This is a genomic window from Pseudonocardia sp. Ae717_Ps2 (assembly GCF_001932475.1).
Lineage (GTDB): Bacteria > Actinomycetota > Actinomycetes > Mycobacteriales > Pseudonocardiaceae > Pseudonocardia.
Genome location: NZ_MCIS01000001.1, coordinates 4,990,780 through 5,015,749 on the forward strand (window position 1 = coordinate 4,990,780; position 24,970 = coordinate 5,015,749).

21 protein-coding genes and 1 pseudogene are annotated in these 24,970 nt (G+C 74.3%); 5 read left to right on the forward strand and 17 right to left on the reverse strand.

The features are described from left to right. Positions 1–42: 42 nt before the first annotated feature. Complete coding sequence (guaB, locus tag Ae717Ps2_RS22815; protein ID WP_020622332.1) at positions 43–1,554, reverse strand: IMP dehydrogenase; 1,512 nt, start codon at positions 1,552–1,554, stop codon at positions 43–45. Positions 1,555–1,703: 149 nt separating this feature from the next. Here guaB and Ae717Ps2_RS22820 point away from each other — a divergent pair, with 149 nt between their 5' ends. Next, a complete protein-coding gene (locus Ae717Ps2_RS22820; protein ID WP_083696187.1) occupies positions 1,704–2,111 on the forward strand; it encodes a DUF5319 domain-containing protein in 408 nt (135 codons plus the stop codon). 100 nt (positions 2,112–2,211) lie between these two features. Here Ae717Ps2_RS22820 and Ae717Ps2_RS22825 read toward each other — a convergent pair whose 3' ends face one another. The 4 genes and pseudogenes from Ae717Ps2_RS22825 to Ae717Ps2_RS22840 form a co-directional block, all read right to left on the reverse strand. Further along, positions 2,212–3,399 (reverse strand): anti-sigma-D factor RsdA, encoded by a 1,188-nt coding sequence (locus Ae717Ps2_RS22825; protein ID WP_075333885.1) that lies wholly within the window; start codon positions 3,397–3,399, stop codon positions 2,212–2,214. Continuing rightward, positions 3,392–3,965: pseudogene (locus tag Ae717Ps2_RS22830) on the reverse strand (sigma-70 family RNA polymerase sigma factor). The gene Ae717Ps2_RS22825 and the pseudogene Ae717Ps2_RS22830 overlap by 8 nt, the downstream one beginning before the upstream one ends. 866 nt (positions 3,966–4,831) lie before the next feature. After that, positions 4,832–5,428, reverse strand: coding sequence for a response regulator transcription factor (locus Ae717Ps2_RS22835; RefSeq protein ID WP_010225624.1), 597 nt, complete (start codon positions 5,426–5,428; stop codon positions 4,832–4,834). A gap of 202 nt (positions 5,429–5,630) precedes the next feature. After that, positions 5,631–6,680 carry a hypothetical protein gene (locus Ae717Ps2_RS22840; protein WP_075333886.1) on the reverse strand — a complete coding sequence of 350 codons (1,050 nt, stop codon included), beginning with the start codon at positions 6,678–6,680 and terminating at the stop codon, positions 5,631–5,633. Between the two features lie 84 nt (positions 6,681–6,764). Here Ae717Ps2_RS22840 and Ae717Ps2_RS22845 point away from each other — a divergent pair, with 84 nt between their 5' ends. Next, positions 6,765–7,106, forward strand: a complete 342-nt coding sequence (locus tag Ae717Ps2_RS22845) for a WhiB family transcriptional regulator (RefSeq protein ID WP_075310195.1) — start codon at positions 6,765–6,767, stop codon at positions 7,104–7,106. Positions 7,107–7,236: 130 nt separating this feature from the next. Here the strand turns inward: Ae717Ps2_RS22845 and groL are convergent, their stop codons facing one another. Then, the gene (gene groL / locus Ae717Ps2_RS22850; protein ID WP_020623961.1) at positions 7,237–8,859 is read right to left on the reverse strand and encodes a chaperonin GroEL; all 1,623 of its coding nucleotides are present in this window, start codon (positions 8,857–8,859) and stop codon (positions 7,237–7,239) included. Between the two features lie 120 nt (positions 8,860–8,979). Then, positions 8,980–9,270: a co-chaperone GroES gene (gene groES / locus Ae717Ps2_RS22855; protein WP_020623960.1), complete on the reverse strand. Its 291-nt coding sequence runs from the start codon at positions 9,268–9,270 to the stop codon at positions 8,980–8,982. 279 nt (positions 9,271–9,549) lie between these two features. Here groES and Ae717Ps2_RS22860 point away from each other — a divergent pair, with 279 nt between their 5' ends. Beyond that, the gene (locus tag Ae717Ps2_RS22860; RefSeq protein ID WP_233147663.1) at positions 9,550–11,142 is read left to right on the forward strand and encodes an alkaline phosphatase; all 1,593 of its coding nucleotides are present in this window, start codon (positions 9,550–9,552) and stop codon (positions 11,140–11,142) included. Positions 11,143–11,159: 17 nt separating this feature from the next. Further along, positions 11,160–12,071, forward strand: coding sequence for an aldo/keto reductase (locus Ae717Ps2_RS22865; protein ID WP_083695280.1), 912 nt, complete (start codon positions 11,160–11,162; stop codon positions 12,069–12,071). Here the strand turns inward: Ae717Ps2_RS22865 and rimI are convergent. The 8 genes from rimI to glmS form a co-directional block, all read right to left on the reverse strand. Next, entirely contained in the window at positions 12,050–12,541 is a 492-nt protein-coding gene (gene rimI, locus Ae717Ps2_RS22870; RefSeq protein WP_075310193.1) for a ribosomal protein S18-alanine N-acetyltransferase, read from the reverse strand. The genes Ae717Ps2_RS22865 and rimI overlap by 22 nt on opposite strands. Further along, positions 12,538–13,260 carry a tRNA (adenosine(37)-N6)-threonylcarbamoyltransferase complex dimerization subunit type 1 TsaB gene (tsaB, locus tag Ae717Ps2_RS22875; RefSeq protein ID WP_075310192.1) on the reverse strand — a complete coding sequence of 241 codons (723 nt, stop codon included), beginning with the start codon at positions 13,258–13,260 and terminating at the stop codon, positions 12,538–12,540. The genes rimI and tsaB overlap by 4 nt, the downstream gene beginning before the upstream one ends. A 10-nt stretch (positions 13,261–13,270) precedes the next feature. Further along, positions 13,271–13,747, reverse strand: coding sequence for a tRNA (adenosine(37)-N6)-threonylcarbamoyltransferase complex ATPase subunit type 1 TsaE (tsaE, locus tag Ae717Ps2_RS22880; protein WP_075310190.1), 477 nt, complete (start codon positions 13,745–13,747; stop codon positions 13,271–13,273). Beyond that, the gene (locus tag Ae717Ps2_RS22885) at positions 13,744–14,997 is read right to left on the reverse strand and encodes an alpha/beta fold hydrolase (protein ID WP_075310188.1); all 1,254 of its coding nucleotides are present in this window, start codon (positions 14,995–14,997) and stop codon (positions 13,744–13,746) included. The genes tsaE and Ae717Ps2_RS22885 overlap by 4 nt, the downstream gene beginning before the upstream one ends. After that, a complete protein-coding gene (gene alr, locus Ae717Ps2_RS22890; RefSeq protein ID WP_075312782.1) occupies positions 14,994–16,118 on the reverse strand; it encodes an alanine racemase in 1,125 nt (374 codons plus the stop codon). The genes Ae717Ps2_RS22885 and alr overlap by 4 nt, the downstream gene beginning before the upstream one ends. Positions 16,119–16,264: 146 nt before the next feature. Next, the gene (argG, locus tag Ae717Ps2_RS22895) at positions 16,265–17,689 is read right to left on the reverse strand and encodes an argininosuccinate synthase (RefSeq protein ID WP_075310186.1); all 1,425 of its coding nucleotides are present in this window, start codon (positions 17,687–17,689) and stop codon (positions 16,265–16,267) included. A gap of 51 nt (positions 17,690–17,740) precedes the next feature. Continuing rightward, entirely contained in the window at positions 17,741–19,279 is a 1,539-nt protein-coding gene (locus Ae717Ps2_RS22900; protein WP_075310184.1) for an NAD(P)H-hydrate dehydratase, read from the reverse strand. Between the two features lie 87 nt (positions 19,280–19,366). After that, positions 19,367–21,226 carry a glutamine--fructose-6-phosphate transaminase (isomerizing) gene (gene glmS, locus Ae717Ps2_RS22905; RefSeq protein ID WP_075310182.1) on the reverse strand — a complete coding sequence of 620 codons (1,860 nt, stop codon included), beginning with the start codon at positions 21,224–21,226 and terminating at the stop codon, positions 19,367–19,369. A gap of 117 nt (positions 21,227–21,343) precedes the next feature. Between glmS and Ae717Ps2_RS22910 the strand changes: the two genes are divergently transcribed. Beyond that, the gene (locus Ae717Ps2_RS22910) at positions 21,344–22,234 is read left to right on the forward strand and encodes a dienelactone hydrolase family protein (protein ID WP_233147664.1); all 891 of its coding nucleotides are present in this window, start codon (positions 21,344–21,346) and stop codon (positions 22,232–22,234) included. A 148-nt stretch (positions 22,235–22,382) separates the two neighbouring features. On the opposite strand, the gene Ae717Ps2_RS22915 is transcribed toward Ae717Ps2_RS22910, so the two are convergent. Then, a complete protein-coding gene (locus Ae717Ps2_RS22915; RefSeq protein ID WP_083702475.1) occupies positions 22,383–23,498 on the reverse strand; it encodes a zinc-binding dehydrogenase in 1,116 nt (371 codons plus the stop codon). Between the two features lie 27 nt (positions 23,499–23,525). Then, on the reverse strand, positions 23,526–24,881 hold the full coding sequence (shiA, locus tag Ae717Ps2_RS22920) for a shikimate transporter (protein WP_020624596.1): 1,356 nt from the start codon (positions 24,879–24,881) through the stop codon (positions 23,526–23,528). Positions 24,882–24,970: the final 89 nt, after the last annotated feature.

Genomic DNA, 24,970 nt, shown 5'->3' on the forward strand with positions numbered 1-24,970 from the left:
CCCTAAGCGGCGCTGCTCAGAGCGGTGCTGGGGCCCCCGTGACTACCGCGCGGCGTAGTTGGGGGCCTCGACGGTCATCGTGATGTCGTGCGGGTGGCTCTCCTTGAGACCGGCCGCGGTGATCCGCACCAGGCGCGCCTGCTGCAGGTCCGGGATGGTCTGCGCGCCGACGTAGCCCATGCCCGAGCGCAGCCCGCCGCCGAGCTGGTGCACGACCGAGGACAGCGGCCCGCGGAACGGGATCCGGCCCTCGATGCCCTCGGGGACGAGCTTGTCCTCGCTGAGCACGTCGTCCTGGGCGTAGCGGTCCTTCGAGTACGACCGGCCCGCCGCGCCGGCGCGGCCCTGCATGGCGCCCAGCGAGCCCATGCCGCGGTAGGTCTTGAACTGCTTGCCGCCGACGAGCACGACCTCGCCGGGCGACTCCGCGGTGCCGGCCAGAAGCGAGCCCAGCATGACCGTCGACGCGCCGGCCGCGATCGCCTTGGCGACGTCGCCGGAGTACTGGATGCCGCCGTCGCCGATCACCGGGACGCCGGCCGGGGCGCACGCCCGGGTGGCCTCGTAGATCGCGGTGATCTGCGGGGCCCCGACCCCGGCGACGACCCGGGTGGTGCAGATCGAGCCCGGCCCGACGCCGACCTTCACCGCGTCCGCGCCCGCCTCGACGAGCGCCTTGGCGCCGTCGAAGGTGGCGACGTTGCCGCCGACGACGTCGACGTGGTCGCCGACCTCGGCGCGCAGCTTCGCGACGGTCTCCAGCACCCGACGGGAGTGACCGTGCGCGGTGTCGACCATCAGGACGTCCACACCGGCCTCGACGAGCTGCATCGAGCGGGCGTAGGCGTCGTCGCCGACCCCGACCGCGGCGGCGACGACGAGCCGCCCGTCCGGGTCCTTGGTCGCCAGCGGGTACTGCTCGGTCTTGTTGAAGTCCTTGATCGTGATGAGGCCGCGCAGCATGTCGTCGCCGTCGACGATCGGCAGCTTCTCCAGCTTGTGCCGGCGCAGCAGGCCCAGCGCCGCCTCCGCGGTGACGCCGACCTTGGCCGTCACCAGGGGCGCGCGGGTCATGACCTCCGACACGGGCCGGTCGGTGTCGACCTCGTAGCGCATGTCGCGGTTGGTGATGATGCCGACCAGGCGGCCGGTCTCGTCGGTCACCGGCACGCCGGAGATCCGGAACTTGGCGCACAACGCGTCGACGTCGGCCAGGGTCGCGTCCGGGCTGCAGGTCACCGGATCGGTGACCATGCCGGCCTCGGACCGCTTCACCACCTCGACCTGCGCCGCCTGCGCGTCCGGGGAGAGGTTGCGGTGCAACACCCCGAGACCACCGGCGCGGGCCATCGCGATCGCCATCCGGGACTCGGTGACCGTGTCCATCGGGGACGACACCAGCGGCACCTGGACCCGCACCCGGCGGGTCACCTGGCTGGAGGTGTCGGCCGAGCTGGGGATCACGTCCGACTCGGCGGGCAGCAGCAGCACGTCGTCGAAGGTCAGCCCGAGCATCGCGAACTTGTCCGGCAGGCCGCCCATCTCGCTCGTCATCTCTCCGGGGCTCCTCTAGCGGTCGAAGCAGTGTTGTCGAGGCGGTGCGGTCGACGCTGACGGCGGGCTCCCGCCGCAGGCCGCCATCGTACGTCCACCACCCCGGGGTGGGCCGGGCCCCGACCCCCCGCACCGGTACCGTGTACACCGTGTCACCAGAGGCGCTGCCACCGGACCCGTTCGCCGGAGACCCGGATGATCCTGCGCTGTCGATGCAGGCCTACGACGACCGTGGTGACGGCGCGTGGCCGGGTTCCGGTGACCCGGAGGTAACCCCGTTGAACGAGACCGACCGCGGCGAGATCCTCGCCGACCTGGCGGACCTGGCCGTCTACCAGGCACTGCTGGCGGGCCGCGGCGTCCGCGGGATCGTCGTCGACTGCGCCGACTGCGGCGAGCAGCACTTCCACGAGTGGAACCTGCTGCGCGCGAGCCTGCAGCAGCTCCTCGACGAGGGCCGGATGCGGCCGCACGAGCCGGCCTACGACCCGGACCCGGCGCACTACGTCACGTGGGAGTACTGCCGCGGGTACGCCGACGCGACCCTCGCCGACTGAGCCCGGCGCGACCCCACCAGACACGAAGGGCCCCGGAGGAGATCCTCCGGGGCCCTTCGCCGTGCTCGGTGCCGTACCGCGTCATCGCGTCGGTTCGGCGTCAGTTCGGCCTGCTGCTCACCGCGCCGGTCGTCGTCGACGACGGCGGGGTGGTGTCGTCCGCCGGGTCGCTCTGCCCCTCCCCGGCTGCGGTGGGCCGGGTCGTGGGCGAGGTCGTCGGGGTCGTCGGGTCCGCCTGGCCCTCCGTCGTCGGCGAGGTCTCCGACGGCGACGGCGCCGGGGTGGGTGCCGTCTCCCCCGGCCCGCTCAGCACCGACGGGTCGGTGGTGCCCTCCGGCGAGGTCGGACCACCCGGGGTGGTCGTCCCCTCCGACGGCGGCGGGGACGGCGTCGGGGTGTCCTCGTCGCCCTCGGTGACCGGAGGCGGCGGGGCAGGGGTCCCGTCGCGCAGCGGCGACCGCGGGTCGGTGGGTGTGCCCGGCGGGGTCTCGGCGACCTTCTGGCTCAGGAAGCGGTTCTGCTGCTCGAAGTCGTCGCGCACGTCCGGTGCGGTGCGGTCGACCAGCGGGCCGAGCGCGGCGAGCTCCTGCTGCGCACCGACGGTGTCCCCGGCGGCGAGCTTGGCGTTGACCCGCTCGATGCCCTCGCGCAGCGTGGCCGCCGCCTGCACCTGCTCGGCGCGCTCGCTGTAGAGCACCCGGGAGACCCCCCACAGGGCGTCGCCCGGCTGGGCCTCGTGCGCGCTGATCGACACGACGGCCAGCGCACACGCCGCGACCGCCGCAGCGGCGACGAGCGGGCGCAGGAAGGAGACCTTCCGCGACGGCTTCGCCGGCTGCAGGATCTGGACGGCCTCGTCGGTGTCGACGAGCTGCGGGATCGGGTCCCGGTCCACCCCGTCCTTCCACGACGAGAGCATCGCGGCCAGGTGGTCGTCGACGTCGTAGCCGCGCCGGCCTGGCCCGGACACGCCGAGCCCGGAGGACAGGGCGTTGATCAGCTCGTCGTCGGCCTGGAGCTCGACGAGGTCGACCGGGCCCTCGTCCTCGATGTCGTCGAAGGCGTCCCAGTCGTCGCCGCGGGCGGCGTGCCGCCGCACGACCGGCTGCGGGACGGTGTGCGCGTCGAACGGCAGCGGGTGGCCCCGGTGACCGAGCGGGTGGGAGTGGCCGTTGGTGCGGGGCGGGCGGGGCTCGCCGAAGCGGCCACGCGTCACCGGCGCGGGCGGACGCTCCCAGCCCTCACCGGGTGGGGGGAAGCCCGGACCGTGCGGACCCTGGTCACGCATCCCGGACCACCTGCTCACTCATCATCTTCCTCAGCCGGGCCAGCGCCCGGTGCTGGGCGACGCGGACGGCGCCCGGAGTGGAGCCGACAGCCGCCGCGGTCTCCTCCGCGGACAGTCCCACGACCACGCGCAACACGATGATCTCCCGATGCTTCTCCGGAAGGATCTCCAGGAGCTTGGACATCTCCTGCGACAGTTCCACCTGCAGGGCCCGGGACTCGGGGCCGTCGGAGGACTCCATGCGGTCCGGCACGTCGGCCATCGGTTCGGAGCGGTTCCGGGACGCAGCCCGGTGCGCGTCGATGACCTTGTGGGACGCGATGCCGTAGACGAAGGCGAGGAACGGGCGCTTGCACCCGGTACCCCGGCAACGCCGTGAGCACGGCCACGCAGACCTCCTGGGCGACGTCGTCCGCCGAGACGGACCCTCGGTCGGTCCCGAGTCGGGCGCGGCAGTAGCGCACGACGAGGGGCCGAATCATGGCGAGAACGCGCTCGACCGCGGACCGGTCGCCGGCCATGGCGGCTTCGATCCACTCGTCGGGAACGTCTCTTGATTCACTCATCGTGGGGAACCGCCCAGGCGTTACGAGCATCCAGCAGTGTCATCCGATCGTGGAAGCAACCCGCGTTCGCGCAGGTGAGATCGGCTCGGATCCACCGTATCCGAGCGGGACTCGCCGACGGGAGTCGCTCCATGCCAGATCAGACGATCGTGCACAGTTCCGGGTTGCGCGGGGCCCGTCCGCAACACGTCCACGGGGCGACCACGGTCGGCAAGCGGTTCGTCACCCACCGCAGAATGCGGTCACCGGACGCAGTGAAGATCGTCCGCGTCCGATCACCGGCGGTGGACCGCCCGGCGCGGGTCGCGTCCGGTTCGGCGCGGGATCCGGACGGTCGTCGTCGAGGTCGCGGGACTGCGGTGACGCGTGTGATCCCAGGGACGTGGGGGACACCGGGTGACAGTTCCCGGCGTCCCGTCGACCGCTCGCCGAGCGAGGGCCGATCGGAGGCCGCCGTTACGACGTCCGGCGCATCCGTCGTCGCCCTCGGCCCGGGGCCGCCCGCGTGCCCGGCGGGGACCGTCACACGCCGGCGGGGGTCGGTCACCTGCCGGGCGGGCGTCCCGGTCGTGGGATTCGGCGGGGTCCGGTCGCGGGGAGCACGACCGGCGTCCCGTCGGCGGGGCGGCGGACCGGCCGGAGCCGGTCGGTGCGGACGACCCGGGCGCGATGTCCCGGGTGCGGGCCGCGAGGTCGGCAGCGGCCCGTGTGCGTGGGGTCCGGACACGGGGGTCCGGGGCGTGGAGCCGGACCGCGGGGGTCGGTCCGGCTCACGATGCCCACCCGCGCGCGGGTGGGGTGGAGCGGCCGGTTCGGGGTCGGTCGCTCGGCGGTGCGGGGTCGTGCCGTTCCGGGTGGGGACCCGGTCAGGACACCAGGCCGCGTCGGAAGCCGTGGGCCACGGCCTGCGCGCGGTCACGGACGCCGAGCTTGCGGAACAGCCGGCGTGCGTGGGTCTTCACGGTGTCCTCGGACAGGTAGAGCTCGCGGCCGATCTGGCCGTTGCTCTTGCCCTGGCTCATCCCGCGCAGTACCTGGAGCTCGCGCTCGGTGAGCTGGACCCCCGGGTCGGTGGGGACGCGCGGGGTCGGCACCGAGGTGCTGGCCAGGGTGTGTGCCAGCGCGGCGACCAGCTCGGGACGCGAGGCGTCCCAGCGCAGGTAACCGCGCGCCCCACCGGCGATGGCGGCGGCGATGCTGCCGGCGTCGTCCGGGGCTCCGAAGACGATGACGTTGGCCTGCGGGTGAGCGGCCACCAGTCGGCGGGTGGCCTCCACCCCGGTGGGCACAGCACGCTGCGTCCCGACCAGGACGACGTCGACGGACTGGCGGGCGTAGCGGGCGAGGAGTTCGTCCCCGTGGGCGACGCAGTCGATGCGTTGGACCCCCGGGACCGCGGACATGACGCGAGTCAGTCCCTCGCGGACGCTGCGACGATCGTCGCAGATGAGTACCGTCGTCACGACGATTCCTTCCTGCAGCTTCCTGCAGCCGGGTGATTCTTCACCCTCCGAATCGGCGGGTGACACTCTCACCTTGACACGGTCGGGGCGATTTTGTGCCCTCCGTTCGGCGCGCTGATCCACGTGCCTCAGCGTCATGTGGGTGAAGCGTCGCCGAATGGAGTAGTCCATACGGTACATCGTCCGGACCAGACTTCGGGCACTACTCCCGCAGCAGGTCCCGCCCGCTACGGTCACTTCGCGTATAGAGGACGCTCACCGTGTGCAACACCGCATGTCGGCGACCCTCCGCATCCGCTCGGCGACTGCGCGTATCGACTGGTGACGCTCCGGCGTGTCGCGCTGCGGCGACCGGTCCGGAACCGGCGTCCGGCGTCGCCCGATCGGCCCCCGCCCGCCCGCGGTGCGGCCCGACGGGTACGGCATCCGGGCCACCCCCGGCCGGCTCCGATGCCCCGTCCGGCCCTGGCCCCGCGAGGTCGGCCCGGGCGAGCAGCGCGGGGCGGTGCAGCGGGAGCAGCCCGTGTGCGAGCGCGTCCGCGGCCACCGCGTCCAGCGCCGCGACGGCGCCCGCCCGGTCCCGCCCCGCCACCCCGGCGGCGACCGCCCGGACCAGACGGCTCTTGAGCACGTGCCGTGTGGACCCGAGCGCCAGCGCCCCGGCCAGTGCCTCGTCGGCGGCGGCGAGCGCCGCGGCCGGGTCCCCCGCGACCAGCGCGGTCTCCGCCCGCACCCATCCGTACCGGACCCGGGTGCGGTGACCCTGCGGGCCGCACCACGGCCGCGCCCAGCGCAGCAGCGCGGCGGCGGTCGCGACGTCGAGGCGACCGAGCGCGTCGGCGGCGAGACCGGTCAGCGCGTCGGCGACGGCCGCGGCGCGGTCGAGGCCCCACGGCCCGGGGTCACGCGGGGTCCCCGCGTCCGGCAGCACGAGTCGCAGCGCGGCGCCGTCGAGCGCGGCCGCGGCGCGGTGCCCGCCGAGCTGCCGCAGGTGGGAGGCCCGGGTGACGGTCGCGTGTGCCCGCGGCACCACCCCGGCCGCCGGGTCACGGCGCACCCCGTCGAGCAGCGCGGCCGCGGCCGCGTAGTGCCCGGAGCCGCCCCGGGCGACCGCGGCCGCCCACCGCAGCTCCGGTGCCCCGTCCGGGCGCGCCGCCCCGGCCACCTCCCGGTCCGTCGCCGCCCCGGTGATCAGGGCCCGGATCCCGGCCGACGGCTCTCGGTCTGCACCACCCTGTCGGACGTGCACCATCGTTCACCTCGAATCAGGTTTGCGGCCGCCGTGGCCAGGGAATCTGAGCGTCGTCAGGTTCGATAGCGAAGGCAGGTGACGAACATGGCGGACATCCGGAGGCTTCCCGGCCCGGTCGCCGACATCTACGACTGGCAGATGGAGGGAGCCTGCCGGGGGATGGACAGCGCGTTCTTCTTCCATCCCGAGGGTGAGCGCGGTCCCGCCAGGGCCCGTCGCGAGACCCGAGCGAAGCAGGTCTGCTCCGAGTGCCCCGTGGTGCAGCAGTGCCGCGAGCACGCACTCAAGGTGCACGAGCCCTACGGCATCTGGGGCGGCCTGTCGGAGTCCGAGCGGGACGCGATCATCCGCGGTCCGCGCCGCACGCTCAAGGTCGCCGCCGAGGCGGCCGTCCAGCCGGTGGAGATTCCCGTCCACACCGCCTGAGAGCCCCGACCGACGGGGGCTCCCATCTCCCGACGGACGGCACATCCACTTCCTGCCCCGCAACGCACAACGGCGGGCGACCCTCGGGTCGCCCGCCGTCGTCGTGCTCGGGGTGGAGCTGAGCCAGGGCTCAGTGCCCGTGACCGTGCCCGTGGCCACCGGCCGGGGCCGGGTCGGCCTCCTCCGGCTTGTCCACCACGGCGCTCTCGGTGGTCAGCACCATGCGCGCGATGGACGCGGCGTTCTCCACGGCCGACCGGGTCACCTTGACCGGGTCGATGACGCCGTCGGCGAGCAGGTCCCCGAAGGTGCGGGACGCCGAGTTGTACCCGGTCCCCCAGCCGCCCTCGGCCACCTTCGACACCACGATCGCGCCCTCGTCGCCACCGTTCTCGGCGATCCAGAACAGCGGGGCCGACAGGGCCTTGCGGACGATCGCGACACCGGTCGCGGCGTCCCCGGTCAGGCCCAGGCCGCCGTCGAGCTCGGCCGCGGCGTGCACCAGCGCCGAACCGCCGCCGGGCACGATGCCCTCCTCGACCGCCGCACGGGTCGCCGCGACGGCGTCCTCGATGCGGTGCTTGCGCTCCTTGAGCGCGGTCTCGGTGGCGGCACCGGCCTTGATGACCGCGACGCCGCCGGAGAGCTTGGCCAGGCGCTCCTGGAGCTTCTCCTTGTCCCAGTCGGAGTCGGACTCCTCGATCTCGCGCTTGAGCTGCGCGACACGGCCCTCGACGTCGGCCTTGGCGCCGGCGCCCTCGACGATCGTGGTGGCGTCCTTGGTGACGACGACGCGGCGGGCGCGGCCCAGCAGCTCGAGCCCGGCCTCGTTCAGCTTCAGGCCGACCTCGGGGTTGATGACCTGACCGCCGGTGGCGACCGCGAGGTCGTCCATGAACGCCTTGCGGCGGTCACCGAAGAACGGCGACTTGACCGCGGCGACCTTGACGGTCTTGCGGATCGAGTTGACGACCAGCGTGGACAGGGCCTCGCCCTCGACGTCCTCGGCGATGATCAGCAGCGGCTTGCCCTCGCCGAGCACCTTCTCCAACAGCGGGAGCAGGTCCTGGATGGAGCTGATCTTGTCGCGGTGCAGCAGGATGTACGGGTCGTCGAGCGCCGCCTCCATGGACTCGGAGTCGGTGACGAAGTACGGCGACAGGTAGCCCTTGTCGAACTGCAGGCCCTCGGTGATCTCCAGCTCGGTGGAGAGCGTGGAGCCCTCCTCGACGGTGATCACGCCGTCCTTGCCGACGGTGTTGATCGCCTGGGCGATCAGGTCGCCGATCTCCTGCTCGCGCGAGGCGATGGCGCCGACCTGCGCGATGTGGCTCTTGGCGTCGACCGGGGTGGCCTTGGACAGCAGCACCTCGGAGACCTTCGCCGACGCGGCGGCGATGCCCTGGCCGAGGGCGAACGGCGCGGCACCGGCGGCCACGTTGCGCAGGCCCTCCTTCACCAGGGCCTGGGCCAGCACGGTGGCGGTGGTGGTGCCGTCACCGGCGACGTCGTTGGTCTTGGTCGCGACGGTCTTCGCCAGCTGGGCGCCGAGGTTCTCGAACGGGTCCTCGAGGTCGACCTCACGGGCGATGGTCACGCCGTCGTTGGTGACGGTCGGACCGCCGAACTTCTTGTCGATGACGACGTGGCGGCCACGCGGGCCGAGCGTCACCTTGACGGCATCGGCGAGCTGGTTCACGCCACGCTCGAGCGCGCGACGGGTGTCCTCGTCGAAGCTGATCTGCTTCGCCATGTCTTGTTCTCGCTACCTCTCGGAGTTTCGCTCTGGTTCTCGGGGGAGAAACGCGACCGCCCCGGTGCGGACCACCGTGGGGTGGACCACCCGGGGCGGTACGTCAGGCGATGGCTCGCGTCAGTTGACGACGGCCAGCACGTCGCGCGCGGAGAGGATCAGGTACTCCTCGCCGTTGTACTTGACCTCGGTGCCGCCGTACTTCGAGTAGATGACGACGTCGCCGACGGCCACGTCGAGCGGGACGCGGTTGCCGTTGTCGTCCACCCGGCCCGGGCCGACGGCCAGGACCTTGCCCTCCTGGGGCTTCTCCTTGGCGGTGTCCGGGATGACGATGCCGGAGGCGGTGGTGGTCTCCGCCTCGCTGGCCTGGACGACGAGCTTGTCCTCGAGCGGCTTGATGTTCGCCACGACGATGACCTCCCCTTCCTGGGGTGAATCCGGTGTCACGGGTTCTCTAGCGGTGTCAGCAGCGCGCACGTGACGACTCCCGCCCCGCCGTCGCGGGTGTCGGAGCGGAGGTCGTCCGCCGCGCGCATTGGCACTCTATCCATGAGAGTGCCAGAAGCCGAGCGGGGGCTCAACCGCACCGTTCGGGACTGTCCGGAGTTCCCGGTCGTCGCCCGTTGTTCACGTCCTCGTCGCCGGGCCGCCGGGTGTCACTCGATCGGGAACGTTGCACTGCACATCGTGGTCACCTCCCGCCGTTCGCTGCTGCGCGCCGGACTCACCGCCGCCGCCGTCACCGCCGCCGCACCCCTGCTGCCGGGCGCCGCCGTCGCGGCGCCCGGGCCCGCACCGGCCCGGCCGCCCGGCGACCCGTTCGGTCTCGGCGTCGCCTCCGGGGAACCCGACGCGACCTCGGTCGTGCTGTGGACCCGGCTCGCCACCGACCCCCTCGCCGACGACGGCCTGGGCGGTGTCGGGAACCGCGCCACCGACGTCGAGTGGGAGATCGCCGACGACGAGCGCTTCACCCGCGTCGTGCGTCGCGGCCGGGTCCGCACCGGGCCGGAGGCGGGCCACAGCGTGCACGTCGAGGTGCCGGGCCTGCGCCCGGGCCGCGACTACCACTACCGCTTCCGCGTGGGCCGCACCGTCTCCGACGCGGGCCGCACCCGGACCGCGCCCCCGCCGGCCTCGATGACGCCGGTGCACATGGCCTTCACCTCCTGCTCCCAGTTCGAGCACGGCTGGTTCACCGCGTACCGGCGGATGGCCGAGGAGCGCCCGGACGTCCTGCTGCACCTGGGCGACTACATCTACGAGTACCCGGCGAAGGACTACGTCGCGCCCGGCGGGAACGTGCGCGACCACGCCAGCCCGGAGACGACGACGCTGGCCGGCTACCGGCAGCGCCTGGCCCAGTACCACGCCGACGCCGACCTGCAGGCCGCCCACGCGGCCGCGCCCTGGCTGGTCGTGTTCGACGACCACGAGGTCGAGAACAACTGGGCCGGCGACGTCCGGGAGCTGCCGATCGACCCACCCGGCGACTTCACCGCCCGCAAGGCCGCCGCGTTCCGCGCGTACTGGGAGAACATGCCGCTGCGCGCCGCCCAGCGCCCCCGCGGCGCGGCCATGCGGCTGTACCGGCGCGTCGGCTACGGCGGGCTGGTCACCTTCCACATGCTCGACACCCGTCAGTACCGCGGCGACCAGCCCTGCGGCGACACCTTCCGCAGTGACTGCGCAGAACGCACCGACCCGGCCCGCTCGCTGCCCGGCTCGGCACAGGAACACTGGATCGCCGACGGCTTCGCCCGCTCCCGCGCCCGCTGGGACGTGCTCGGCCAGCAGGTGTTCTTCTCCCAGGTCGACTACACCCCGGGCGCCGGGCGCGGCTTCAACCCGGACGCGTGGGACGGCTACCCCGGCTCGCGCGACCGCGTCGTCGACTCCTGGGTCGCGGCCACGCAGCGCGGCCGGGCCCGCAACCTCGTGGTGCTCACCGGTGACGTGCACGCGCACTGGGGGGCCGACGTCAAGCGTCGCTTCGACGACCCCGCCTCGCCGGTGGTCGGCACCGAGCTGGTGTCCAGCTCGATCACCTCGGGCGGTGACGGCTCGGAGAAGCAGAACGGTTCCGACACCGTCCTCGCCGAGAACCCGCACATCCGGTTCCACAACAACCGCCGCGGCTACGTCAGCACCCGGTTCACCGCGGACCGGATGGAGGCCGAGTTCAAGGTGGTGCCGTTCGTGAAGCAGCCGGGCGCCCCGGTGCAGACGCGCGGACGGTTCGTGACCGAGGACCGGCGGCCCGGCCTGCGGCCCGTCTGAGGAGTAGGTTCGGCGACGTGGCTGACCTGGTTCTCGGCGCGAACGTGTTCGGCTGGACGGCGGACAGGGAGACCTCCTTCGCCGTCCTCGACGCCTTCGTCGCCGCCGGCGGACGGATGATCGACACCGCGGACTCCTACATGTGGCGCGCACCGGGGAACTCCGGCGGCGAGTCCGAGACGATCCTCGGCGAGTGGATGGCAGCCCGCGGCAACCGCGACGCGCTGCACCTCGCGACGAAGGTCGGCGCGCTGCCCGGCCGGGAGGGTCTGTCGGCGGAGAACATCGCGGCGGCGGCGCGGGACTCGCTGCGCCGCCTGGGCACCGACCGGATCGACCTGTACTACGCCCACCGCGACGACGAGGCGACCGCGCAGGAGGAGACCCTCGACGCGTTCGACGCACTGGTCCGCGAGGGGCTGGTCCGCGAGATCGGCGCGTCGAACTTCAGCCCGGAGCGGCTGCGGTCGGCGCTGGAGATCTCCGCGCGCGACGGGCTGACCGCGTTCAGCGCCATCCAGCCGCACTACAACCTCATGGAGCGCGACGACTTCGAGGCGGGCCTGGCCCCGCTCGCCGAGTCGGAGAAGCTGGCCGTCCACCCCTACTTCGGGCTGGCCAAGGGCTTTCTCACCGGCAAGTACCGGCCGGACTCCCCCGCGCCGGAGGGCCCGCGGGCCGAGGGCGCGGCGGCGTACCTGGACTCCCGCGGCCGCGCCGTGCTGGCCGGGCTCGACGAGATCTCCGCCGGCTACGGCGTGCCGGTCCCGGCGATCGCGCTGACCTGGCTGGCCGCACAGCCCGCGGTGACCGCGCCGATCGCGAGCGCGCGGAATCCCGAGCAGCTGGAGCAGCTGCTGCCGATGCTCACCCTGGAGCTGACCGAGGACGAGCTGCGCCTGCTGTCCTACCTGTCCGCGACGTCCTGAGCGGGCGTGCGCACGCGGTCGCGGCGCATCGTGTAGGCGTCGGCCATCGACGGCCGGTAGTAGCGCTTGCGCACCCCGACGACGGTGAACCCGGCGCTCTCGTAGAGGGCCCGGGCCGGCTCGTTGTCGGTGCGGACCTCCAGGAACACCGTGGCCGCCAGCTCGTCGGCGACGGCGAGCAGCCCGTTCAGCAGGGCGCGGCCGATGCCGTGGCCCTGCCAGGCCGGATCGACGCCGATGGTGTGCACCTCCGCCTCGGCCATCGGCGGCCCGGCGACGACGGCGAGCCCGGCGTAGCCGACCAGCTCGTCCCCGGCCCGGGCGGCGAGGTAGAGCTGCCCGGAGGTCACGGCGTCGCGGAAGGCCTGCGCGGTCCACGGGTCGTCCCCGGGGAACAGGATCTGCTCCAGCTCCGCGCAGCGCCGGGCGTCGGACCGGTACAGCGGGCCCAGCGCGACGGTGGCGTTCATGCGGTGACGCGCTTGCGCCCGGTCGGTTCGACGGCGTCCGGGCGGCGCAGGTAGAGGGGCTCGACCGGGGCGGGGGCCCGGCCGGCGAGCAGGTCCGCCGCGGCGACGCCGACCAGCCCCTCGACGGTCGGGGCGCCGGGGCCGCCGATGTCGCGACCGAGCCGGTCGGCGAACGCCGGATCACCGATCACGGTGCCGATCGCCAGCTCGTCCAGGCGCGCGGCCAGCGCCTCCGGGGCCTCGACCGCGGGACCGGACAGCCTGCGGACCGAGTGGGCGTCGGCGGGGTCGGAGGCGTCGTAGGCGGCCCAGTAGACCTCCCTGCGCCGGGCGTCGGTGACGACCAGGAGGTTCCCGCCGGTGTGCAGCCCCCAGGCAGTGTCGATGTGCGTTCCGCCTGCGCTCCACGCGATCGCATCGTGGGTGACGACACCGTGCACGGGCACGTCGAGGGCGTGGCCGAGCGCGGCGGCCGAGGCGATCCCGACCCGCAGCCCGGTGAACGGGCCCGGTCCGGCGCCGACGACCAGCGCCTCGACCTCGGTGAGCGCACGGCCCGCCTCGGCGCACAGCGCGCGGACCGCGGGCATCAGCAGCTCGCCGTGCCGGCGGCCGTCGTGCGCGCGGGCGGCGACGGTCACCGGCGCGGCGTCGGGGCGGAGGTCGACGAGACCGGCGGTGACGACGGTCGTCGCGGTGTCGAGGGCCAGTACCAGCACGCCCGCGAGCCTACGGACGCGCGGTACGGCGCAGCGTCGCGACCCGGGTGTCGTCGTCGCGGCGCTCCAGGGCGATCGTCACCGCGGACCCGGCGAGCCGCTCCGCGACCCCGACGCCCCATTCGACGGCGACGACCGCGCGGTCCAGCTCGGTGTCGAGGTCGAGGTCGTCCAGCTCGGCCGCCACGTCCACGTCCCCGTCGGGACCGCCCAGCCGGTAGGCGTCGACGTGCACCAGCGCCGGGCCGTCGCCCGCGGAGGGGTGCTCACGGGCGATCACGAACGTCGGCGAGGCCACCGTGCCGGTCACCCCGAGCCCGCGGGCCAGGCCGCGGACCAGGGCGGTCTTGCCCGCGCCGAGCGGACCGGCCAGGAGCACCACGTCGCCGGCGACCAGCTCGCGGCCGACCGTCTCGCCGAAGGACTCGGTGTCGGCGACGGTCGGCAGCTCCGCGACGACGGCGTCCGCGCCGGGAGCGGGGATCACGGCCGGTCCTTCTTCCGGGACCGCCCGGCCCTGGCCGGGACGCGGCTGCCCCGGCGGACCCGGCCCGCGCTGCGCAGCAGTCCCTGCAGGGCGCTGCCGCCCGCCGCGGCCTGGTCATCCTCGGTCGCGTCGGTGACCTGCGGCGGCCGCTTGGCCCGCAGTTCGCCGCCCGCGGTGCGCTCGGTGGTGCGGGCGATCAGCCCGTCCAGCTCGGCGTCGACGACCTCGGGCTGCTCCAGCATCGGCATGTGCCCGACCCCGGGCAGCCGCACGAGCCGTGCGGTCGGGATCGCCTCGGCGATGACCTCGCTGTGCCGCCACGGGATGATCCGGTCGCCGTCGCCCGCCAGGACGAGCACCTCGCAGCCGGACAGGCCGGGCAGCGCCGCGAGCCGGTCGTGGGTGCCGAGGGTGTCGACGAAGTCGGTGAGCGCGCCGACGGCGTTCGAGTCGATCATCGTGTCGACGAGGTCGACCATCCGCGGGTCGACCTGGCGGTCGCCGTAGGCGAAGCGCTTGGTGAACATCCAGATGATGTCGCCCAGCGCGCGCCGGCCCGTCTCGACCAGGCCGGGCTGCCACGCGGCGAGCCCACCGAGGGTCCGGATGATCGGGTTGCGCCGGGACAGGAACGTCCCCGGCAGCCCCGAGGACGCCATCTCCCCCGCCGAGGTCGACACCAGCGCCACCCCGGCGACGCGCTCGTGGAACAGCTCGGGGTGCTGCTCGGCCAGCGCCATCACGGTCATGCCGCCCATCGAGTGCGACACCAGCACCAGTGGCCCCTCGGGAGCCAGCGAGCGGATCACCGCGTCGAGGTCGCGGCCGAGCTGGTCGATCGTGCAGGAGTCCGCGGGCGCCCGCTCGGAGCGGCCGTGGCTGCGCTGGTCGTAGAGCACCATCCGCACCGACGGGCCGGTCAGCCCGGCCAGGTGCGGCCGCTGCTCCTGCCAGGTGCGCCGGTCGAGGGCGAACCCGTGCACGAGCACGACGGTCAGCGCGGGCTCCGAGCCGTCGGCCGGCGCGACCACCTCGCAGGCGATGCGGATGCCGTCGTCGGCCATCACCGACATCTCCTCGCCGACGGTGCCCGGCGGCGTCTCGGCGTGCGCGGACATCTCGGTGGCCAGGCTGCGGCGGGTGGCGGCGATCTTGCGTCGCTGCGCGGCGACACCGACCCCGGCCGCGGCGCCCGCCGCGCCGACCACACCGCCCGCGATCCCGGCGACGGTCCATCCCCTGCGGCTCATGCGACTCCCCCGCGCCCGTCGGTCACCGTGCGGCGGACCCGCCCCCGGACGCCCGTGACGATCTCGTAGTGGATGGTGCCCAGCTCGTCGGCCCACTCGCGGGCGGTCGGGCCGCCCTCGGTGCCGGTGCCGAACAGCTCGACCGGGTCGCCGATCGCGACCGGCAGCGTCCCCGGCCGACCGCAGTCGACGACGAACTGGTCCATGCAGACCCGCCCGGCGACCGGCCGGACGGTGCCGCCGATGCGCACGCGCATCCGACCGCCGTCGTTGAGGCGGCGCGGGACGCCGTCGGCGTAGCCCAGCGGCACCAGTGCCAGCGTGCGGGGCTCGCGGGCGACCCACTCGTGGCCGTAGGACACGCCCTCGCCCGGCTCGACGGTCTTGGTGAGCGCGACCCGGCCGCGCAGCGTCATCGCCGGGCGCAGCGGGCTGTCGGCGGGGTCGGCGATCGGGTCGAGGCCGTAGACGGCGATCCCCGGCCGGACGACGTCGAGGTGCAGGTCGGGGCGGGTCATCAGGCCCGCGGAGTTGCACAGGTGCAGCTGCGGTGCGAACCCGCGGTCCCGGGCGAGCGCGGCGGCGGCGTGCAGCCGCGCGGCCTGGCTGTCGACGGCGGGCTGGCCCGGCTCGTCGGCGGCGGCGAGGTGCGACCAGACGGCCGCGACCTCGCAGGTGCCGTCGGCGACCCCGTCCGCGACGGCGTCGAGCAGGGCGGGCCACTCGCCGGGCGGGCAGCCGTTGCGCGACAGCCCGGTGTCGGCCTTGAGGTGCAGCCGGACCCTGCGGCCCGCGGCGCGGGCACCGGCCAGCACCGCGGCGAGGTGCTCACGGCCGGACACCGACAGCTCCACCCCGGCGGCGACGGCGGCGGCGAAGTTCTCGTCGGGCAGGTGCAGCCAGGACAGCAGCGGCGCGTCGACCCCCTCGGCACGCAGCGCGAGCGCCTCGTCCAGGGTGGCGACGCCGAGCCGGGTCGCCCCTGCCGAGAGCGCCGCCCGGGCGACGGCGGCGGCGCCGTGGCCGTAGCCGTCGGCCTTGACCACGACCATCGTCTCGGCGCCCGAGGCGAGACCGGACAGGTACCGGGTGTTGTGCCGGACGGCGTCGAGGTCGACCACCGCCTCGGCCGCCGGTGCGCCGGGGACGCGACCGTGGCCGGGCCCGTACGTGCGTCCGGGTCCCGGGCCGGGAGCGTGGTCGGTCGTGGGTGACACGGCCCCGATCATCGCATCCCGGCCCGACGGGGCCCGGTCCTGCGCCCGGCTCAGTCGTTCCCGGCCTCCATCGCGGCCCGGTCGAGGGACTCCTCTGCCTGCTCGGCGTCGGGGTCCGACGGCGTCGCGGTGATCTCCGCCGCACGCCCGGCCTCGACCTCGCCGACGAAGGTGCCGAACTCGCCGCCGAGCATCCCGGTGGCCGAGTACTGCTCCAGCTTGGCGCGGGAGTCGGCCAGGTCCAGGTTGCGCAGGGTGAGCTGGCCGATGCGGTCGCCCGGGGTGAACGGGGCGTCCTCGACGCGCTCCATCGACAGCCGGTCCTCGGCGTAGGCCAGGGCGGGGCCGCGGGTGTCGAGCACCGACCAGTCGTTGCCGCGGCGCAGCCGCAGGGTGACCGAGCCGGTGACCGCGTTGCCGACCCAGCGGGTCAGGGACTCGCGCAGCATCAGCGACTGCGGCTCCAACCAGCGGCCCTCGTAGAGCAGCCGGCCCAGGCGGCGGCCCTGCTCCTCGTAGGCCGACAGCGAGTCGTGGTTGTGGATCGCGGAGACCAGGCGCTCGTAGGTGACGAACAGCAGCGCCATCGCCGGGGCCTCGTAGATGCCCCGGCTCTTGGCCTCGATGATCCGGTTCTCGATCTGGTCGGTCATGCCCAGGCCGTGCCGGCCACCGATCCGGTTGGCCTCGGCGACCAGCGCGACCGGGTCGTCGTAGCGGACACCGTTGATCGCGACCGGGCGACCGGACTCCCACTCGACGGTGACGTCCTCGGTCTCGACCGTGACGGCCGGGTCCCAGAACCGCACGCCCATGATCGGCTCGACGATCTCGATCGAGGTGTCGAGGTGCTCCAGCTTCTTCGCCTCGTGGGTGGCGCCCCAGATGTTGGCGTCGGTCGAGTACGCCTTCTCCGCGGAGTCCCGGTAGGGCAGCTCGCGCTCCCCCAGCCAGGCGCTCATCTCCGCGCGGCCACCGAGCTGGTCGACGAACGCCTCGTCCAGCCACGGCTTGTAGATCCGCAGGGCCGGGTTGGCGAGCAGGCCGTAGCGGTAGAACCGCTCGATGTCGTTGCCCTTGAAGGTCGAGCCGTCGCCCCAGATGGAGACGCCGTCGTCGGCCATGGCGCGGACCAGCAGCGTGCCGGTGACGGCGCGGCCGATCGGGGTGGTGTTGAAGTAGGGCATCCCGCCGGCGCGGATGTGGAAGGCACCGCAGGCGATCGCGGCGATGCCCTCGTCGACCAGCGCGCGGCGGCAGTCGACGACGCGGGCGGCCTCGGCGCCGTACTCCAGCGCGCGCTCGCGGACGGCGACGAGGTCGGGCTCGTCGGGCTGTCCGAGGTCGGCGGTGTACGCGTAGGGGACCGCGCCGTTCTCGCGCATCCAGGCGACCGCGACGGAGGTGTCGAGGCCACCGGAGAAGGCGATGCCGACGCGCTCGCCGACGGGGAGGCTGGTCAGGATCTTCGGCACGCGCGGAACGCTAACAACCCGCTCCCGGCGCAGGTCCGCCGGTGTGCCGCTTCAGTACGGGGCTGCGGCCGCCCGCACCGCCCGCAGCGCGACCGGGATCGCCGCCTGCATCGCCGACGCCGGAGCCGGGACCGGCGGCAGGCCGTGCTCGCGGGCGGCCGCCGTCGCGGCGCGGGCGTGCACCAGCGTCGCGCAGCCCGCCGCCCACCACGGGTCGAGCCCGGCGGCGAGCAGCGCGCCGATCATGCCGGTGAGCACGTCGCCGGAGCCCGCGGTCGCGGCCCAGGAGTCCGCGGCGGGGTCGACCAGCACCCGTCCGTCCGGTGCGGCGACGACGGTCGCGTTCCCCTTCAGCAGCACCGTCACCCCGAGGTCGGCGGCGGCGCGGCGGGCGGCGCCGATCCGGTCGGGCCCGACCTCGCCCGCGATCCGGGCGAACTCCCCCGCGTGCGGGGTGAGCACGACGGGCTCGCCGTGGATCCGGTCCCGCAGGTGCGCGTGCTGTGCGAGCAGGGTGATCGCGTCGGCGTCGAGGCAGAGCGGCACCTCCCGGCCCAGTGCCTCCTCCAGCACGGCCAGGCCCTGCCCACCGGTGCCGAGCCCCGGCCCGACCGCCCAGGCCTGGGTGCGTCCGGCGTCGGTGATGTCCCCGGTGGCGACGATCTCCGGCCAGTGCCTGCGGACCTCGTCGGCGGCGGACCCGGCGAAGCGCACCATCCCGGAGGTGGCCAGGGCCGCGGCGCCCGCGGCGAGGACGGCGGCGCCCGGGTAGGTGGCCGACCCGGCCGCGATCCCGACGACGCCCTGGCTGTACTTGTCGTCGTCCGGCCCGGGGACGGGCCACCGGTCGCCGACGTCGGCGTCGGACAGCACCCGGGCGTGCGGCTCGACCCCCTCCAGGAAGGGCCCGAGCCCGAAGTCCACCAGCCGCACCGGCCCGCACAGCGGCGCGGCGAGGGCGTGCACCGGCTTGCGGGTGCCGAAGGTGACCGTCAGCGCGGCGCGCACGTGCGGCCCGTCGGTCGCCCCGGTGTCGCCGTCGACCCCGGAGGGCAGGTCGCAGGCCACGATCGGCACGCCGGCCCCGTCGGCGGCGGCGACCAGCTCCGGCGCCGGGTCGCGCAGCGCACCGCGCCCGGAGATCCCGACGATCCCGTCCACGACGACGTCGGCGCCGGCCACCAGCGCCCGCGCCGCGTCGAGCCCGCCGGCACCGGCGGCGACCGGGGTCCCCGCCCCGGTGCCCCCGGGGTCGGCGGCCGGGGCGGAGGGGGTCAGGGCCAGTACCCGCCCGCGGGCCCGGCGCAGCGCGGCCAGACCCTCCGGGTGCGCGCGGTCCGGGGCCAGCAGCACCGCGGTGACGTGCGCGCCCCGGCGGCGCAGCCCGGCGCCGGCCCACAGCGCGTCGCCGCCGTTGTCACCCGCCCCGACGAGCAGCACCACCCGGCGGCCGTAGGTGGAGCCGAGGAACTCGCCGACGTGGTGGGCGAGCCCGGCCGCGGCCCGGCGCATCAGCACCCCGTCGCCGACGGTGCGCATCATGGCCGCCTCGGCCGCCCGTACCTGGTCCGCGGTGTGGAGCGCGTGCATGGCCGCGAGGCTAGCGCCGGGCGCCCGTGTCCGACGGTCGTGGAGCGGGGCGCCCGCGTCGCGAGCGCTCCGCTCCCCGACCGGTGATCACTCGACGGTGACCGACTTCGCCAGGTTGCGGGGCTTGTCGACGTCGTAGCCGCGGGCCCGGGCGATCTCGGCCGCGATGACCTGCAGCGGGATCGTGGCGACCAGCGGCTGCAGCAGCGTCGGTACCGCGGGCAGCTCGAAGAGGTGGTCGGCGAAGGGCCGCACCGTCTCGTCGCCGGCCTCGGCGAGCACCACGGTGCGGGCACCGCGCGCCTTGATCTCCTGGATGTTGGACAGCAGCTTGGAGTGCAGCACCGCGCGCCCCTTCGGCGACGGCATCACCACCACGACCGGCAGCCCGTCCTCGATCAGCGCGATCGGGCCGTGCTTGAGCTCGCCGGCGGCGAACGCCTCGGCGTGCATGTAGGCGAGCTCCTTGAGCTTGAGCGCGCCCTCCAGCGCCACCGGGTAGCCGACGTGCCGCCCCAGGAACAGCACCGCCTTCGACGGCGCCAGCTCCTGCCCGAGCGCGCGGGCCTCGCCGAGGGACTCCAGCACCTGGGCGACGGCCGCCGGGATGGCCTCCAGCTCCTCGAACTCGCGGACCACCTCGTCCGGGTACTTGGTGCCGCGCGCCTGCGCCAGGGCCAGGCCGACCAGGTAGTTCGCCGCGACCTGGGCGGTGAACGTCTTCGTCGCGGCGACGCCGATCTCCGGGCCCGCGTGGGTGTAGATCACCGCGTCGGACTCGCGCGGGATCTGTGCCCCGTTGGTGTTGCAGATGGCCAGCACCCTGGCCTTCTGCTCCTTGGCGTGGCGCAGCGCCTCCAGGGTGTCCGCGGTCTCGCCGGACTGGGAGATCGCGACGACCAGCGTCGAGCGGTCCAGCACCGGGTCGCGGTAGCGGAACTCACTGGCCAGCTCGATCTCGACCGGGATCCGGGTCCAGTGCTCGATCGCGTACTTCGCGAGCAGACCGGAGTGGTAGGCGGTGCCGCAGGCGACGACGAAGACCTTGTCGACGTCGCGCAGCTCCTGGTCGGTGAGCCGCTGCTCGTCGAGCACGATGCGCCCGTCGACCAGGTGGCCGCGCAGGGTGTCGGCGATCGCGGTCGGCTGCTCCTCGATCTCCTTGAGCATGAAGTAGTCGTGACCGCCCTTCTCGGCGGCCGCGAGGTCCCAGGTCACCTCGAACGGGTTGACCGCCACGGGCTCCCCGACGAAGTCGGTGACCTCGTAGCCGTCCCGGGTGATCGTGACGACCTGGTCCTGGCCGAGCTCGACCGCGGAGCGGGTGAACTCGATGAACGCCGCGACGTCGGAGGCCAGGAACGTCTCGCCGTCGCCGATGCCGAGCACCAGCGGGGAGTTGCGGCGGGCGGCGACGATCCGGTCCGGCTCGTCGGCGTGGGTCACGACGAGGGTGAACGCGCCCTCCAGCCGCCGCGCGACGGCGCGCACCGAGGCCGGGAGGTCCCCGGCGGTGTCACCGTGGGCGTAGGCGAGCGCGACCAGGTGCGCGGCGGTCTCGGTGTCGGTGTCGGACTCCGCCCAGATGTCCTGCGCCTCCAGCTCGGCCCGCAACTCCAGGAAGTTCTCGATGATGCCGTTGTGGACGACCGCGAGCCTGCCGTCGCTGCTGCGGTGCGGGTGGGCGTTGCGGTCGGTGGGCGGGCCGTGCGTCGCCCACCGCGTGTGCCCGATGCCCGAGGTCCCGGTGAACCGGTCCCGCCCGATCTCGTCGAGGCGTGCCTCCAGGTTGGCCAGGGCGCCCGCCTTGCGCTCGACCAGCAGCTCACCGCCGTCCGGCAGCGCGACGCCGGCGGAGTCGTAACCGCGGTACTCCAGTCGTCGCAGGCCGCCGAGGACGACGCCGAGTGCGGACCGATGACCGACGTAACCGACGATGCCACACATAAGGCTGAGCGTATCGACGCCCGGTTGCCGATCTTCGGGCGACGGGTGCGACCGGCGCCACGCCGGGCGCCCGTGCGAGGCGGGCACGCGGTGACCTGCACCGGTACGGTGCCGTCCGTGGCCCGGACCAGCGTGACCCGCCCCCCGTCGACGAAGGGGGCCAAGGACGCCCTCGGTGTGCTGTCGCGTCCGGGGCCGAACCCGGTGAAGTACGGCGACCTGGGGCTGATCGGCCTGCCGGGCATCGTCTACACCCCCGCGGAGGGCTACCAGCTGCCCGCCGTGGTCGTCGGGCACGCGTGGCTGCAGCCCGCGCATCGCTACCACGAGCTGCTGCGACACCTCGCGACCTGGGGGTTCGTCGCCGCCGCGCCGAACACCCAGCGCGGCCCGGTCCCGAGCATCGCCCAGTTCGCCTCGGACCTGAACACCGTCCTGGACGTGTGCGTCGGTGTCCGGCTCGGCGACGGTCACGTCAGCGTCGACGCCCGCAAGACCGCCCTGGTCGGGCACGGCACCGGGGGCGGCGCGGCCGTCCTCGCCGCGGCCCGGCGCGAGCGCCTCGGCGCGCTGGTGACCCTCGCCGCGTCGGAGGTGAAGCCGTCCGCGATCGAGGCGGCCGCCGCGGTGACCGTCCCGACGCTGCACCTGGCCGCCGCGGTCGACTCGCTGGCCCCGATGGAGGGACACGCGCAGCGGATCGCCACCGCCCAGCACGAGGCCGGCACCGACGTGACGCTGCGCGAGATCGAGAAGGCCGGGCACCTCGGGTTCTGCGAGGGCAGGCACTGGACGAGCTTCCTGCTGCAGAACCGCCCGCAGCACCGGACCCGGAAGATCACCCGGGCACTGGTGACCGCGTTCCTCATGCAGGAGCTGCAGAACGAGAAGCGCGTGTCCTCCCTGACCTCGGGGAACGTGCCCGGGGCCCCGCTGGTGGACCTCACCCCGCAGCCCGACGACGAGCAGGACCAGCAGCCGTCCGGGCTCCTCGGCATCGGCCGCTGACCCCTCCGCCCCGCGCCCGCACAGGTCCGCCGACACAGGGATCCGCCGCCCGCGCGGAGATCCGCACCTCGCGCGGTGATCCGCCGCCCGCGCGCGTCCGGACGCGCGCGGGGCGCGGATCAGCGCGCGGACACGTCCCGGCGGCGGCTCAGGGCGCCAGCCAGACCTTCCGGTCGGCGGTGGCGACGGCGTCGAACGCGGCGGCGGCCCGGTCCGGCGCGAACGGCTCGGACTCCATGAGCCCCACCAGGGCGTCGGCGACGGCGGGCAGGTCCGCGAGCGCACCGGCGAAGTCGCCGGGGTGGTCGTAGATCAGCGACCCGGTGACGGTCACCTGCCGCTGCACCAGGTCGTGTGTGTTCACCGGTGACTCGCCGTCGTGCTGCCCGATGAGCAGCAACGTCCCGGCCCGGTCGACCGCGGCGACGGCCGTCGGCCAGGCGGCGGGGGCGCCGGAGGTCTCGAACACCGTCCCGAACACCTCGCCGGGGACGAGCTCCTCGGCGCCGAGATCCACCGCGCGCCGCCGGCGCCCGTCGTGCGGCTCGGCGACGACCGGGACGTGCCCGGCCGCGAGCAGGCTCAGGCACAGCAGGGTGCCCTGGCTGCCCGCCCCGACGACCAGGCAGCGCGATCCCGGTTCCGGTGCGGCCCGGCGGAGCGCGGCCCGGGTCACCACCCACGGCTCCACGCAGGCGACGACCCGTTCGGCCGTCGCCGGGTCGAGCCCGGCCGGCAGGGCGTGGGCGTACCCGGCCGGGACGGCGACGAGTCCGGCGAGCAGGCCCGGCGCGTTCACCCCGAGGCTGCGCCGGTCCGGGCAGGCCGACGTGCGGCCCGCGACGCAGAACCGGCAGCGTCCGCAGGCGAGGTTCGGCTCGACCACGACGATCTCGCCGACCCGGCCCGGGTCGACGCCCGCGCCGACGGCGACCACCCGTCCGCCGCCCTCGTGCCCGACCGTCCACGGCAGCTCCGGGACCGGCCGGGCGCCGCTGCGGACGGCCAGGTCGGTGCCGCACAGCCCGACCGCCGTGACCCGCACGAGGACCTCGCCCGGCCCGGGCTCCGGCGCCGCGACCGGAACGACGTCGAGACGGCCGGGAGCGGTGTCGAGGCCACCGGAGCCGGTGTCGGCGCGGCCGGAGCCGGTATCGGTGCGACCCGAGCCGGTACCGGTGCGACCGGTGTCGACGCGGGCGAGGCCGGTGAGCCGCACGGCCACGGTGGTGGCGGGGGCGGGGGCGGTGGAGGTGGTCGACATGAGGGTCTCCCGGGTCGTCGGGTGCGGTCAGGAACGCGAGGCCACCGGGGTGGCCGGTGCCTCCTCGCTCTCGGCGTGGGGTGCGTAGCTCATGAAGGACGCGACGAGCAGCGAGATCAGGCAGCCGCCGCAGAGGTAGGCCGCGACCAGGTACCAGCTGCCGCCGCCGACCGCGACCAGCGCCGTCGCGATGAACGGGGTGAACCCGCCGCCGACCACGCTGGCGAGCTGGTAGCCCAGGCCCGCGCCGCTGTTGCGGTGCCGGGCGCCGAACATCTCGGTGAACAGCGGCTGCTGCACGCTGACGATCGCGTCGTGGCCGATGTTGACCAGCAGCACGGCGCACAGCACCAGCAGCACCGCCGAGCCCTGCTCCATCGCGACGAAGAACGGCACCGACGCGAGTACCGCGACGACGGCGCCGACCAGGTAGACGGGGCGGCGTCCGTAGCGGTCGGACAGCCAGCCGAACAGCGGGATGGTGATGATCCCGAGCCCGCCGACGAGCAGCCCGACACCGAGCATGAAGCCACGGGTGAAGCCGTACTGCTCGGTGGCGTAGGCCAGCGCGAACGTCACGACGATGTACATGGTCAGCAGCTCGGCCAGACGCAGCGCGACGATCTTGACGAAGGCGCCGGGGTGGCGGCGCAGGGCCTCCAGCACCGGCAGCTTCTGCTTCTCGACGGGCTCGGCGGCCTGCGCGGCGGCAGCCTTCTTGAACGTCTCGGACTCGTCGACGCCGGACCGGATCCACAGCCCGACCAGCGTCAACAGCAGGCCGAAGAAGAACGGGATGCGCCATCCCCAGGTCTCGAAGGCGGTCTCGCTCATGACCGCGACCAGGATCGCGACGAAGCCGTTCACCATCAGCAGCGCGACCGAGTAGCCGACCTGCACACCGCTGGAGTACAGCGCCTTCCACCGCTTCGGGGCGTGCTCGACGGCGAGCAGCGCGGCGCTGGCCCACTCCCCGCCGACAGCGAGGCCCTGCACGCAGCGCAGCGCGACGAGCAGGACCGGGGCCAGGTAGCCGACCTGGTCGAAGGTCGGCAGCAGGCCGATCGCCGCCGTCGTCATGCCCATGATCGCGATCGTCCAGACCAGGGTGCGCTTGCGGCCGATCCGGTCGCCGAGGTGGCCGAACACGATCCCGCCGAGCGGGCGGAACAGGAACCCGATGCCGAAGGTCGCGAACGCGGCCAGCGCGCCGGCGGTGGGGCTCTCGCTCGGGAAGAACAGCGGGCCGAAGACGAGTGCGGCGACGACCCCGTAGAGGAGGAAGTCGTACCACTCGACGACGGCGCCGACGAACGAGCCTGCAGCGGCACGCCGTGCTCCGGCCGGTGCGCCCGGCGGCTGGGCTGATGACACCTGTGTCATGACCTTCTCCTGTACGCGTCCTTGCGTTGTGCGCTGTGCGCACACTCGTGTGCTGTGCGCACAACCGTACGGCGCGCCGAGCACTGGTC

Bases quoted from the DNA above. Each gene is read 5' to 3' on its own strand.
- guaB (WP_020622332.1), bottom strand. From the start codon at position 1,554: ATGACGAGCGAGATGGGCGGCCTGCCGGACAAGTTCGCGATGCTCGGG.
- Ae717Ps2_RS22825 (WP_075333885.1), bottom strand. From the start codon at position 3,399: ATGCGTGACCAGGGTCCGCACGGTCCGGGCTTCCCCCCACCCGGTGAG.
- Ae717Ps2_RS22840 (WP_075333886.1), bottom strand. From the start codon at position 6,680: ATGGTGCACGTCCGACAGGGTGGTGCAGACCGAGAGCCGTCGGCCGGG.
- Ae717Ps2_RS22845 (WP_075310195.1), top strand. From the start codon at position 6,765: ATGGCGGACATCCGGAGGCTTCCCGGCCCGGTCGCCGACATCTACGAC.
- groL (WP_020623961.1), bottom strand. From the start codon at position 8,859: ATGGCGAAGCAGATCAGCTTCGACGAGGACACCCGTCGCGCGCTCGAG.
- rimI (WP_075310193.1), bottom strand. From the start codon at position 12,541: ATGAACGCCACCGTCGCGCTGGGCCCGCTGTACCGGTCCGACGCCCGG.
- Ae717Ps2_RS22885 (WP_075310188.1), bottom strand. From the start codon at position 14,997: ATGAGCCGCAGGGGATGGACCGTCGCCGGGATCGCGGGCGGTGTGGTC.
- Ae717Ps2_RS22900 (WP_075310184.1), bottom strand. From the start codon at position 19,279: ATGCACGCGCTCCACACCGCGGACCAGGTACGGGCGGCCGAGGCGGCC.
- glmS (WP_075310182.1), bottom strand. From the start codon at position 21,226: ATGTGTGGCATCGTCGGTTACGTCGGTCATCGGTCCGCACTCGGCGTC.
- Ae717Ps2_RS22915 (WP_083702475.1), bottom strand. From the start codon at position 23,498: ATGTCGACCACCTCCACCGCCCCCGCCCCCGCCACCACCGTGGCCGTG.
- shiA (WP_020624596.1), bottom strand. From the start codon at position 24,881: ATGACACAGGTGTCATCAGCCCAGCCGCCGGGCGCACCGGCCGGAGCA.